The following is a 12,395-nucleotide window of genomic DNA, read 5'->3' on the forward strand; positions in this document are numbered from 1 at the left end:
TCGTACTTGAATACTATGTCTGCTTTGGTATAACATAAAAAGGAATTGAGTATTGAGAGACTCAATTCCCGTAGATTGCTCATTTGTCAACAGAATACCTAGTAAAAGAATCCTTCTTTATGATAGGATTCTTTTACTTTGTTTGGAGCATGAAATATAATACGTTATCTGCCATTTGTCTGGGTTGGTATTATCCCCTATAGGTAGACAGTAAAAAAAGAGTCCATCTGATATGATGGACTCAATACTGTTTTATCTGGAGGGGATTTTTTTATGGCAAGAAAAGGACAATCATTTCAAAAATATACAGAAGAACTAAAGCGAGAAGCAGTTCGTCTTCGATTAGAAGAGAGAAAATCATTGCGAGAAATTCGTGAACAACTCGGTGTGAAGAGCGATGCCCAGATTATTGAGTGGGTAAAACGTGCGCAACAGGGGGAGTCCTTTGATGATCAACGTGGTGTCTGGAATCGAAAGAATTTTAATAGTCTAGAAGAAGAAAATGCTTATTTGAAGGCACAGGTTGAGTATTTAAAAAAGCGCAATCCAAATCTACATGGGAAGGAATGGTCCTAAAGAAAGAACGATTTTCTCTTATCGATTCATTACGCCAAGCCTATCCACTCCGATGGTTGCTTCAAATCGCGGAAGTTTCTAAGGCTGGCTACTATAAATGGCGGAAATATCATAACGTGCAGCGTTTACGTCAGAAAAGGGATAGGTGGCATAAAGAACATATTTTATCTATTCATCGTCAGCACCCTTACTATGGGTATAAACGTATGACTCGTGCTTTGGCTCGAGAAGGAATGGTAATGAATCATAAACGTGTTCGTCGTCTTATGAGAGAGCTGGGTATTCAATCTATCATTCGAAAAAAACGTCCGTTTTATGGAAGAAAAACATCTGTGGTATTTAAAAATCATTTGAATCGAGAGTTTCAAGCTGAAAAGCAAAACCAAAAATTCGTAACAGATATTACTTATGTACGAATCGGAGAACAATTTGCCTATTTGTCAGCTGTGTTAGATCTATACAACAATGAAATTGTTGCCTGGAAGCTATCTTCAAGAAATGATTTAGATTTGGTTTTAACTACATTACGTCAATTAGAAGGGAAGTCATTAACTACTAAGCCCCTTTTCCATTCAGATCAAGGGTTTCAATATACATCTAAATCCTACGCAAAACAGTTAGAGAAATTAGGATTTGTCGGTAGTCATTCTAGACGTGGAAACTGTTTTGATAATGCGTGTATCGAATCATTCTTCTCACATTTAAAAACAGAGAAGTTGTATTTAGTGCGCCCAAAAACATATGAAATGGCCTACCGAGCAATTCAAGAATATATTCAGTTTTATAATACAGAAAGATTCCAAGAAAAACTTCACGGCCTTTCCCCGATAGAATATCGGGAAAAGGCCGTGGCATAATACTCTTTTTATTACTGTCTACTTGACAGGGAGATGACCAATGGGCTCTTTTTTATTTTTCTTTCTTATGTTCCTTATATTCATGTACTTTTTCTTTCACATTACCAACTGTATCTTTAGCAGTGCCTTTCACCTTATCCCATTTTCCTTCAGCTTGTAATTTCTTATTGTCAGTTACTTTCCCGACAACTTCTTTTACTTCACCTTTTACCTTATCAATGGCACCTTCTACTTTTTCTTTTAAACCATGATCATGTTTAGTCATACATTTCTCCTCCTTGTAGTTTGATTAGAATGCTCTTTTCATATTGCAAGTTGAATGATGTATCTAGTAATAGCGTATCAAATCTAGTTCGAATATTCAAATGATTAATAGGATAGAAAAGGAATTGTCATGAAATGTATAAAATTGTAATGAGAAGAGAAAGAGTGTTAATTATATTTCTTTTGCAGTCCATATAGATTTCGTATAAGCAATTTTCATATGGGCACGTTCCATATTATTTTGACTGCTGCTACCGAACCTTGCTTGTCCAACTATTAACTTACAATTGGCTTCAATAGCTATTTCAATTCGTTTTTGAATTAATGCGGTATGACAGCCTTTACGTTGAAATTCTGGCAAAGTAGCAGAAGAAGCTAATGAAGCAACACCGTTATTTATATAGAGAACTCCTATACTCGCAGGAGTGTTTTGAACTTCGGCTATGAAAAAATACCAGCCAGGTTTATTGTAGAGAATTTCGTTATTTTGGCGGACGCCATCTTTTGTAAAGGATGGCATATTAAATCCACGTACATAAATGTCTGCAAAAATATCAAACTCATTTTCTTTTAGTTTTCGTATTGTAATATTAGAAGGAAGAAGTGATGAACCCTCTCTCGGTATACTATACAAAGCAGTATGGAAGCTAGATTGATAAAATCCTTTTTGAGATAAGTATTGAAATAATTCAGTTGTACCTTGTGCTGGGGTAATTTCAAAACGACAAGGGATTTGTAGTGATTCATAATAAGAAATGATTGCATCAATCGCATCTGCATTTGTAATACCTTTTACCGTATTAAAAGCAGGACCAGCAATTATTTTTGATGAAAAGGCAGTGGCACTACCGAATTTTTTCATTTGCACTTGCATTGGGTTTCCGCTCATTGTTTGTAGTCTCTCTAATTTAGAAGAGAGCATATCAATTTCTGCATTTTCAATTTCTGTTGCCATATCGAGTGTCATAACAGTAGTCATAAAATTCCTCCGTTAATAAATATATTTCATAGTACATATACGATTTTTGTTTTGAGATTCCTGTTGAAATGTGAGAGAATAAGAGGTTTTTTGGAAGGGAAATGGAAGTGAACTGTCGAAGGGAGTAGAAACAGATTAAAGGTGGTGCTCTCATGAAACAAAAAGCCGTGCAGACATGCTCTAATTGTGGTTCTCAAAATATAGGAGAAGGTGAGTTTGTCGGATATGCACAAATACGGAAAAAGGAAACGATGTTCACATCTTCGCCGGTGGATGCTTATATTTGTACAGATTGTGGGAATATCCTTTTATTAAAGGTAAGGAATTATGAAAGGTTTAAACAGAAACCGTTATGATTATTGAGAAGTGGTCATATCCAACTTTGTATACGAAACGACTTATGTTAAGGAAAATGAATATGAGTGATAGTTTACATATATATGAGTATGCTACAGATAAAGAGATGACAACTTTTACTGTATGGGATGCTCATCGATCGTTATGTGACACATATAACTATATAGAAGAAATTGTGGGTCAGTACAATGGAGGGCAAGTAGCACCTCTTGGAATTGTATTAAAAGAGGAAAAAAAACTTATAGGCACGTGTGGATTTATAAAATATGATTTGACCGCACATACAGCAGAAATTGCATACGCCTTATCTCGAAAATATTGGGGAAGAGGATTAGCTACGGAGGCTGTGTTAGCTTTTTTCTACTATGGTTTTCATGAATTGCATCTTAATAGTATTGAAGCGGGATGTGATTCAGAAAATGAAGCATCTGAAAAATTAATGAAACGTTTGAATATGGAGTACAAATATACAATTCAGAAGGATATGTTTATTAAAGGTAAGAATCGTGATACAAAAAGGTATTTTATATCTAGAGAAAGATATATGAATCAATGAAATATCTTACATTGAAAACTCCTTTAAATGAATTAAGGAGTTTTTTTATTTTGATAACAACAAATGGACTATTAGGAAGCGCTATTTTTATTAACGTTCTAAGTATAGAAAAAAAACGCTATATAACACAATCGCAACCGCAAGTTGACAAAGTGCAACCGCAGGAAGATAGAGATAAGGGCTATGTTTACATACAATTTAGGTAAGAAAACAAAGGGGGACACACATATGGGATTTGGTGAGAAGCTTTTTAAATTAAGAAAAGAAAAGGGGCTTTCTCAAGAAGCATTAGCTGAGAAATTAAACACAACAAGGCAAGCGGTTAGTAAATGGGAAAACGGTCAAGGTTTTCCTGAAACTGAAAAGTTAATAATGATTGGAAATGTATTTGAAGTATCACTCGATTATTTATTAAAAGAAACTGCTGAGCAAAGTAATGAAAATGTAGATGGATATTACGTAAGTCAGGAAATGGCAGAAGGGTATGTAGTGTATGGACAAAAAATTTCTAAATATATAGCGCTAGGATTTAGTTTACTCATTTTATCTACAATACCGTATTTATTATTTAAAGAAAATGCAACAATGTCGACATTCCTTGTCATTATTGTTGCTGTCCTTGGAATTGGAGCGATGATGGTACCTGTAACGATAGAAGAGAGTCGATACAATGTATTGAAAAAGGAAGAACTACTATTTGATCAAAACTTTCTAAAAGAATTGACAAAGAGATATGCGACTATTAAGAAGAGGTATGCAGCAGTGATGATCGTTGGATTTTGTTTTATAGCCGCAGGCGCAATACCGTTTTTGTTTGAGAAAAAACATATCACTTCAGGAGAATTAGTGCAGTATTACCCTTACTGTGTTGTACTTATTGCTATCGGAGTTTATCTTTTTGTTCGTGTGTTAGGAGTATTAGAGGTGTATCGAATTTTAGTAGAAAATAAAGAATATAGTAAACGTTTTATTTTTAAACTGAAAAAGAAAGTGAGAGAAAAAGTAGATAATTTTTAATAGGAGAAAAAATATTTTTATGAAAAGTTAAGATAGGGGTGTAATGATGTCAAATCTTCTAGAAATTGAAAATTTAAGCAAATCATTTGGAAACAAAGTTGTTTTAAGAGATGTTTCCTTCAATGTGCCGTCTGGATCAATTGTTGGATTCATTGGTGACAATGGAGCAGGGAAATCAACAACCTTTAAAACGGTACTAGAACTAATTTCTAAAGATAGTGGTACAGTAAAAATATTTGGTAAAGAAAATATAAATAAAGATGCCAAGCTTAAGGAAAAGATAGGAGTCGTATTTGATGCTATGAATCTACCGGCTCATCTTACAATAAAGCAACTAAACAAAGTTTTTGAAAAGATGTTTGAATCTTGGGATCAAGATAATTTTTATCGATTAGTTAATACTTTTTCTTTACCTACTAATGAGAAAGTAGGTAAATTCTCGCGTGGAATGTCAATGAAACTAACTATAGCTGTTGCGTTGTCACATAATGCAAAATTATTAATCCTAGATGAAGCGACGGGAGGTCTGGATCCTTCATCTAGGGAGGAGGTGTTAGAGGAATTAAAAAGTTTTGTAGGTAAAAGTAATGGTGGTATATTACTTTCTTCTCATATTATGAGTGATGTAGAAAAAATAGCTAGCCATCTTGTCATTATAAAAGATGGAGAAATTCTATTGAACGAAGAAAAAGATAAGGTTTTAGACAGTTACGCCATTGTAGATGTTGATGAGGAACAACTAACTTTAATTAACAAAGATATAGTTGTGGCTAGAAGGGGACATGGTTCATATTTCAATGTACTCGTATCAGATGTACATAAATTACCAAGTGGTATTGCTCATAGAACCATCTCGATAGAAGAAATGAGTATCTTATTAACAAGGAGTGAAAAATAAATGAAAGGTTTATTATTGACAAACTATTATCTAGTGTATCGAACTTTCTTTCTGTTCATGGGAATAGCGATATTAGGATCGGGATTTGTTTTTTATTTTGGTAATGCTTCAATGTACCGTTTAATTGCTACATTCACTATCTTATTTGCTGCGATTCCTGCACTTGAAGTTATTAAGTATGAGAGTAAGTCGGGTTATGAAAAATATGTACTTACTTTACCGGTTACTAGAAATAACATTGTACAAAGTCATTACTTTTTCTATTTTTTAGTTGTAATTATTGGTACTTTATTATCGTGTGGCATATTTTATGTACATAGTTTCGTTTCAGATACACCAATTGATAATGATATATTTAAGAGTGTTTCTTTAGGAACGTTCATCATTCTTAATGCTGGAGCGATAGCCTATCCACTTCTCTATGTTTTGGGAGCAGAAAAATCTGATGCTATTACAATTGGGGGCGCATGTGGGGGACTTGTTACTTATTTTGGATTACAAAGTGTAATTGGCTATCTAATAGAACAATTTCCAATATCAAATTTAAATTTATCTGTATACGTTTCAATTCTATATACAATATTTGGCGTTATCATATATATCTTTTCTTTTGTTATTTCGGTATTTATATATCGTAAGAAGAAATTTTAGTATATTTCTTCTTAGTATATTCTGAATTATTTCCAAAGAAATAATTCAGAATATACAGAAAAAATTCGTAATCATTTGTAGATGTCTGTTATAATGAATAAAAATGAAAACGCTTTAAAGGGGGATATAACCAATATGATGATGAATGTACCGCTAACAATTAGTTCTATGATGGAAAGAGCAGAGAAACTATTTTCGAAGAAAGAAATTGTTTCACGGACACATGATACAGTTACAACGTTAACGTATAAGCAGTTAGGGGAAAGGACGAGAAGACTTTCCAGTGCGTTGAAAAAGCTTGGAATTAAAGAAGGTGAACGTGTAGGAACGTTAGCGTGGAACCATCATCGACATGTGGAAGCGTATTTTGCTATTCCAGGTATTGCTTCTGTTTTGCACACAATTAATATTCGTTTATCTCCTCAACATATTTCATACATTATTCAGCACGCAGAAGACCGAGTTCTACTTATAGATGAAGATCTCGTACCACTCGTTGAAAATATTCAATCACAATTATCAACTGTACAAGCTTACATTATTATGACTGATAAAGATGAACTCCCAAATACAACGCTGGAACCTGTATATCATTATGAAAAGCTATTAGAAGAAGGCAATCCAAATTTCCAATTTGTAAAAGATATTGATGAAAATACACCTGCTGGTATGTGTTATACGTCAGCGACTACAGGAAATCCAAAAGGTGTTGTATATACGCATCGTAGTACTGTTTTGCATTGTATGGCACTCGGTTTAGCTGATACAGCTGCTTTATCGGAAAGTGATGCAGCAATGGCAATCGTCCCTATGTTTCATGTGAACGCTTGGGGACTTCCTTTCGCTGCTACTTGGTTTGGATCAAAACAAGTTCTTCCTGGACCGATGTTTACTCCGAAAATTTTATTAGAGATGATTCAATCAGAAAAAGTGACGTTAGCTGCGGGTGTGCCGACAATTTGGCTCGGCGTATTACAAGAGTTAGAAAATAATAGTTACGATTTATCTAGTATGACGAGAATACTATGCGGAGGTGCAGCGGCACCGAAAAGTGTTATTAAAGCATTTGAACAGAAACATAATGTTCCGTTCATACATGCATATGGTATGACTGAAACGAGTCCACTCGTAACACTTGCACGTTTGAAAAGTTATGAAACGGAATTATCGTATGAAGAGCAACTAGAAATTCGCTCTAAACAAGGATATCTTGTACCTGGTGTCGAGATGAAAGTAGTCGGGACAAATGGTGAAGTGAAGTGGGATGGTACTGAGATGGGAGAATTATGTTTACGAGCACCGTGGATCGCTGAAAGCTATTATAACGATGATCGTACTGTCGAAGGGTTTCGCGATGGATGGTTATATACTGGTGATGTTGTCACAGTGGATGAGGAAGGTTGCGTGAAAATTGTTGACCGTACGAAGGATGTTATTAAAAGCGGGGGAGAATGGATTTCTTCTGTCGATCTTGAAAATGCTTTAATGGCACATGATGCTATATTTGAAGCGGCTGTCGTTGCAATTCCTCACCCTCAGTGGCAAGAGCGACCTGTTGCCTGCGTCGTTCAAAAGAAAAATAGTACAGTAACGAAAGAAGAAATATATGAGTTTTTAAAACCACAGTTTGCGAAGTGGTGGTTACCAGACGATATTGTATTTATGGAAGAAATACCGAAAACATCTGTTGGGAAGTTTTTAAAGCAGGCGCTTCGGAAAGAACTTGAGCATTTGCATAAAGAAAAATAATTAAATTTATATTTGTAAACCTATAAAGAAAATAAGTTGACAAAAACTAAATGGAAAGATAATATAACTTCTATAATATGTTACCTAAAAAACATTTTAAGTTTACAAATAGGGGAAGCAAATATGAATACAAAAAATTTAGTTTTCGTCGCTTTATTTAGTTCTATTATGGGAGTGTTAGGGTTAATACCTCCGATTGCTCTTTCTATTACACCAGTTCCGATTACATTGCAATCACTCGGTGTTATGCTTGCGGGTGGGTTGTTAGGATCACGTCTAGGTGCGTTAAGTCAGCTTATTTTCTTACTTATTGTAGGAGTTGGAGCACCATTACTTGCTGGTGGACGTGGTGGCCTTGGTGTATTTGTTGGGCCAAGTGCAGGATATTTACTTGGTTACATCATTGGAGCGTTTGTTATTGGTTATTTAATTGAGCGTTTACGTGAAGTTTCTATTATAAAAGTATTATGTATTAATATAATTGGTGGTATTTTCGTAGTTTATGTATTTGGTATTACTGTACAAGCGTTTTTAATGAATGTTTCTGTATGGGAGACAATGAAAGTGAGTGCTGTGTTTTTACCAGGGGATTGTATAAAAGCAATTATTGCGGCAGTTCTCGTAACAAAATTACATCGTTCATTGAAACATATTATTACACCCGCTTTAAAGAATGGAAAATATACAAATGCGGGATGATAAAGGGAAGAAACACGTTTATTGCGTGTTTCTTTTTATTATTTTTGTAAAGAAAGGACGTCTCATATGGGGATTACAAAAGAATATAAAAAGCATGCCTCTTTACAACCAAATAAAATAGCGATAAAGGAAAATGATAGAGTTTTAACATATAAAGAGTGGTTTGAATCAGTTTGTAAAGTAGCAAGTTGGTTAAATGAAAAAAAATTGAAGAATAAAACGATAGCAATCCTATTAGAAAATCGTATAGAGTTTTTACAACTATTTTCTGGTGCCGCTATGGCCGGGTGGGTTTGTGTTCCGTTAGATATAAAGTGGAAACAAGATGAGCTCAGAGAAAGAATTGAAATTAGTAATCCGGATATGATTGTGACAGAACGATATAAGGTGAATGATCTATTGGATGAAGAAGGAAGAGTAATTGAAATTGATGAGTGGAAAAGAATGATAGAGAAATATCTTCCTACATATTCCACTGTAGAAAGTGTACAACATGCTCCTTTTTATATGGGATTTACATCAGGATCAACAGGAACAGCAAAAGCATTTTTACGTGCACAACAATCGTGGGTTCATAGTTTTGATTGTAATGTACATGACTTTTATATGAAAAGGGAGGATTCGATTTTAATAGCTGGGACGCTCGTTCATTCTCTTTTCTTATACGGGGCAATAAGCGCATTATATGTAGGACAAACAGTTCACATTATGAGAAAGTTCATTCCAAATCAAGTATTAGATCAGTTAGAAACTGAAAATATATCAGTTATGTATACAGTTCCGACAATGCTTGAATCTTTACATAAAGAAAATAGAGTAATAGAAAATAAAATGAAAATTATTTCATCAGGAGCGAAATGGGAAGCTGAAGCGAAAGAAAAAATAAAGAGTATATTTCCTTATGCGCAAAAATATGAATTTTATGGTGCATCGGAACTGAGTTTTGTAACAGCATTAATTGATGAAGAAAGTAAAAGAAAGCCAAATTCAGTAGGAAAACCTTGTCACAATGTGCAGGTTCAAATATGTAATGAAGTGGGAAAAGAAGTACCGAAAGGCGAGATAGGAACTGTTTATGTGAAAAGTGATCAGTTTTTTATGGGATACATAATAGATGGGGTTTTAACACGGGAGTTGAATGCAGAAGGCTGGATGACAGTGCGAGATGTAGGCTATGAAGATGAAGAAGGCTTTATATATATTGTTGGTAGAGAGAAGAATATGATTTTATTTGGAGGAATCAATATTTATCCAGAAGAAATAGAAAGTGTATTACATGAACACCCAGCTGTCGATGAAATAGTTGTAATTGGTGTGAAAGATAGTTACTGGGGTGAAAAGCCCGTCGCGATCGTAAAAGGAAGTGCTACGAAACAACAATTAAAGAGTTTTTGCTTACAGAGATTATCCTCTTTTAAAATACCGAAAGAATGGCATTTTGTAGATGGAATACCTTATACAAATAGTGGGAAAATCGCTCGTATGGAAGCAAAAAGTATGATTGAAAACCGGGAGAAAATATATGAATAGAGCAGTTATTGTAGAGGCGAAAAGAACACCTATTGGTAAGAAGAATGGGATGTTAAAAGAGTATGAAGTTCAGCAATTAGCAACGCCGCTTCTTACGTTTTTAAGTAAAGGGATTGAGAGGGAAATAGATGATGTCATATTAGGTAATGTTGTTGGGCCAGGAGGGAATGTTGCAAGATTATCTGCTTTAGCGGCAGGACTTGGCTATCATATTCCTGGTGTAACGATTGATCGGCAATGTGGTGCCGGATTAGAAGCAATTCGCACTGCATGTCATTTCATTCAAGGCGGAGCAGGTAATTGCTATATTGCAGGAGGAGTAGAGAGTACAAGTACGTCACCTTTTCAAAAAAGAGCAAGATTTTCACCTGAAACAATTGGTGATCCTGACATGGGAGTAGCGGCTGAATATGTTGCGGAGCGTTATAACATAACGAGAGAAATGCAAGACGAGTACGCTTGTCTTAGTTATAAGCGGACATTGCAAGCGTTAGAAAAAGGCTATATACATGATGAAATATTTTCTTTTAATGGATTATTAGATGAATCTATAAAGCTAGAAATGAATTATGAACGAATCATTAAAAGAACAAAGCCCGCATTTTTACAAAATGGAACAGTGACGGCAGGTAATTCATGTGGTGTAAATGATGGGGCATGTGCTGTTCTTGTAATGGAAGAGGGACAAGCCTTAAAGTTAGGTTATAAACCTGTACTTCGTTTCGTTCGTAGTGCTGTAGTTGGAGTAGATCCCAATCTTCCAGGAACTGGTCCAATATTTGCGGTGAACAAATTATTAAACGAAATGAATATGAAAGTAGAGGACATCGATTATTTTGAAATAAATGAAGCATTTGCCTCAAAAGTTGTAGCTTGTGCAAAGGAGTTACAAATTCCGTATGAAAAATTAAATGTAAATGGTGGGGCAATTGCGCTCGGTCATCCGTACGGTGCATCTGGGGCTATGCTTGTAACACGTTTATTTTATCAGGCGCAAAGAGAGCATATGAAATATGGAATTGCTACATTAGGAATTGGAGGCGGGATAGGGGTTGCGCTATTATTTGAGAAAGTAGAAGACTAGAAAGGAACTAGTTTTCTACTTTTTGAGGAACATAAACATTGCTACCAGGTTTTGCTTTTATTTCATTCCAAGCAGCAATCGCATCAGCTTTTGCTTTTCCTTTATTATTTGGATCTTCGAAAAAGTCACGAGTAAAGCGATTGTATTCAAATTGTGCACCGATAGTTGTTTTGTATGTAGGGTCTTTTTTTCGTTCGTTTTCTTCATGCCAAAAAGCTACCGCGTCTTCATATGTTTTTCCAACATTTTCTTTAAAAAATTTTTGAAGAGCTACTGTAAAGCGGAAGTTTGTTCCGATTTTTTCTTTGAAAAAAGCACGAACATCTTCGCTACAGCGGTGATTTTTAGTAATAATCGTTTGAAGAGAAAGGTCTTTATAAGAGAGGGGAGCTTTGCTCACTTTTTGCACAGAGCTGTTTTTTAAGACTTTCCCCGTAGTTAAATAATGTGAGATACGCTCGGTTATTTCGGTCTTAGAGCCACTAGCTGGCAAACCATGCTCGCGACAAAATGTTTGCAGTTCTGCTTTTAACCAATAATAGTTTTGAAAATCTTTAAGTGATATAGATTTTGTTAAAGGTGGGCGCATGAATATAACAACTTCTTTCTTCCATAATTTTCTTTAATTATAAAACGTATGTTCTTTTTGTGGAAGGATTAATTTGTAAATATAACAGGAAGAGGAGATTACATATGGAAAATGTAATGCAAGTTCGTATTACGGGAATTTTAATTGAAGATGAAAAAAAGTATTGCTAGTAAAGCAAAAAGTGGCTAATCGCGATTGGTCTTTACCTGGAGGAAGGGTAGAGAATGGTGAAACGTTAGAAGAAGCGATGATTCGAGAAATGAGAGAAGAAACGGGATTAGAAGTTAAAATTAAGAAGCTACTCTATGTTTGTGATAAACCAGATGCTAGTCCATCTTTGTTACATATTACGTTTCTGCTTGAAAGGATTGAAGGTGAAATTACACTACCTTCTAACGAGTTCGATCATAATCCGATTCATGATGTGCAAATGGTACCGATTAACGAATTAAGTTATTATGGTTTTTCGGAAACTTTTATCAATCTTATAAGTGGCGGTTTTGCAAATGCAGGAAGTTATCAAGGGTTAAAACGAAATATAGGCCTGTAAATATAGTTGAAGGATAGCCGTTAGCTATCCTTCATAAAC

13 protein-coding genes and 1 pseudogene are annotated in these 12,395 nt (G+C 34.9%); 11 read left to right on the forward strand and 3 right to left on the reverse strand.

The features are described 5' to 3' along the window. The first annotated feature begins 273 nt into the window (after nt 1-273). A protein-coding gene (locus F3I02_RS25190) for an IS3-like element ISBth8 family transposase (protein WP_196477519.1) occupies nt 274-1,433 on the forward strand; the annotation gives its coding sequence in 2 pieces (ribosomal slippage) (nt 274-532 and nt 532-1,433; 1,161 coding nt in all). Nucleotides 1,434-1,485: 52 nt separating this feature from the next. On the opposite strand, the gene F3I02_RS25195 is transcribed toward F3I02_RS25190, so the two are convergent. Together F3I02_RS25195 and F3I02_RS25200 are read right to left on the reverse strand one after the other, a co-directional pair. Continuing rightward, on the reverse strand, nt 1,486-1,698 hold the full coding sequence (locus F3I02_RS25195; protein ID WP_000160410.1) for a CsbD family protein: 213 nt from the start codon (nt 1,696-1,698) through the stop codon (nt 1,486-1,488). A 171-nt stretch (nt 1,699-1,869) separates the two neighbouring features. Then, nucleotides 1,870-2,676, reverse strand: a complete 807-nt coding sequence (locus tag F3I02_RS25200; protein ID WP_046945606.1) for a GNAT family N-acetyltransferase — start codon at nt 2,674-2,676, stop codon at nt 1,870-1,872. Between the two features lie 152 nt (nt 2,677-2,828). Here F3I02_RS25200 and F3I02_RS25205 point away from each other — a divergent pair, with 152 nt between their 5' ends. The 9 genes from F3I02_RS25205 to F3I02_RS25245 all read left to right on the forward strand — a co-directional run bounded on the left by F3I02_RS25205 (nt 2,829) and on the right by F3I02_RS25245 (nt 11,217). Further along, nucleotides 2,829-3,032, forward strand: coding sequence for a hypothetical protein (locus F3I02_RS25205; protein WP_000810193.1), 204 nt, complete (start codon nt 2,829-2,831; stop codon nt 3,030-3,032). Beyond that, a complete protein-coding gene (locus F3I02_RS25210) occupies nt 3,029-3,589 on the forward strand; it encodes a GNAT family N-acetyltransferase (RefSeq protein ID WP_046945605.1) in 561 nt (186 codons plus the stop codon). The genes F3I02_RS25205 and F3I02_RS25210 overlap by 4 nt, the downstream gene beginning before the upstream one ends. A 228-nt stretch (nt 3,590-3,817) precedes the next feature. After that, entirely contained in the window at nt 3,818-4,606 is a 789-nt protein-coding gene (locus F3I02_RS25215) for a helix-turn-helix domain-containing protein (protein WP_131250037.1), read from the forward strand. Between the two features lie 46 nt (nt 4,607-4,652). Further along, nucleotides 4,653-5,504: an ABC transporter ATP-binding protein gene (locus F3I02_RS25220; RefSeq protein WP_000067332.1), complete on the forward strand. Its 852-nt coding sequence runs from the start codon at nt 4,653-4,655 to the stop codon at nt 5,502-5,504. Beyond that, on the forward strand, nt 5,505-6,155 hold the full coding sequence (locus tag F3I02_RS25225; protein WP_131250035.1) for an ABC-2 transporter permease: 651 nt from the start codon (nt 5,505-5,507) through the stop codon (nt 6,153-6,155). A 135-nt stretch (nt 6,156-6,290) separates the two neighbouring features. Beyond that, nucleotides 6,291-7,904, forward strand: coding sequence for a long-chain fatty acid--CoA ligase (locus F3I02_RS25230; protein ID WP_000980210.1), 1,614 nt, complete (start codon nt 6,291-6,293; stop codon nt 7,902-7,904). A gap of 123 nt (nt 7,905-8,027) precedes the next feature. Further along, nucleotides 8,028-8,603: a biotin transporter BioY gene (locus F3I02_RS25235; RefSeq protein WP_001093336.1), complete on the forward strand. Its 576-nt coding sequence runs from the start codon at nt 8,028-8,030 to the stop codon at nt 8,601-8,603. 66 nt (nt 8,604-8,669) lie between these two features. Next, nucleotides 8,670-10,133 (forward strand): acyl-CoA synthetase, encoded by a 1,464-nt coding sequence (locus F3I02_RS25240; protein WP_196478530.1) that lies wholly within the window; start codon nt 8,670-8,672, stop codon nt 10,131-10,133. Beyond that, nucleotides 10,126-11,217 carry an acetyl-CoA C-acyltransferase gene (locus tag F3I02_RS25245; protein WP_001078000.1) on the forward strand — a complete coding sequence of 364 codons (1,092 nt, stop codon included), beginning with the start codon at nt 10,126-10,128 and terminating at the stop codon, nt 11,215-11,217. The genes F3I02_RS25240 and F3I02_RS25245 overlap by 8 nt, the downstream gene beginning before the upstream one ends. Nucleotides 11,218-11,224: 7 nt before the next feature. On the opposite strand, the gene F3I02_RS25250 is transcribed toward F3I02_RS25245, so the two are convergent. Beyond that, nucleotides 11,225-11,806 (reverse strand): DUF6434 domain-containing protein, encoded by a 582-nt coding sequence (locus F3I02_RS25250; RefSeq protein WP_001247756.1) that lies wholly within the window; start codon nt 11,804-11,806, stop codon nt 11,225-11,227. Between the two features lie 104 nt (nt 11,807-11,910). On the opposite strand from F3I02_RS25250, the pseudogene F3I02_RS25255 reads away from it, so the two are divergent. After that, nucleotides 11,911-12,356 (forward strand): annotated as a pseudogene (locus tag F3I02_RS25255) (NUDIX hydrolase). Nucleotides 12,357-12,395 lie beyond the last annotated feature (39 nt).

It is taken from the genome of Bacillus sp. SRB3LM, assembly GCF_015712745.1.
In the GTDB taxonomy this organism is placed as follows: domain Bacteria; phylum Bacillota; class Bacilli; order Bacillales; family Bacillaceae_G; genus Bacillus_A; species Bacillus_A thuringiensis_K.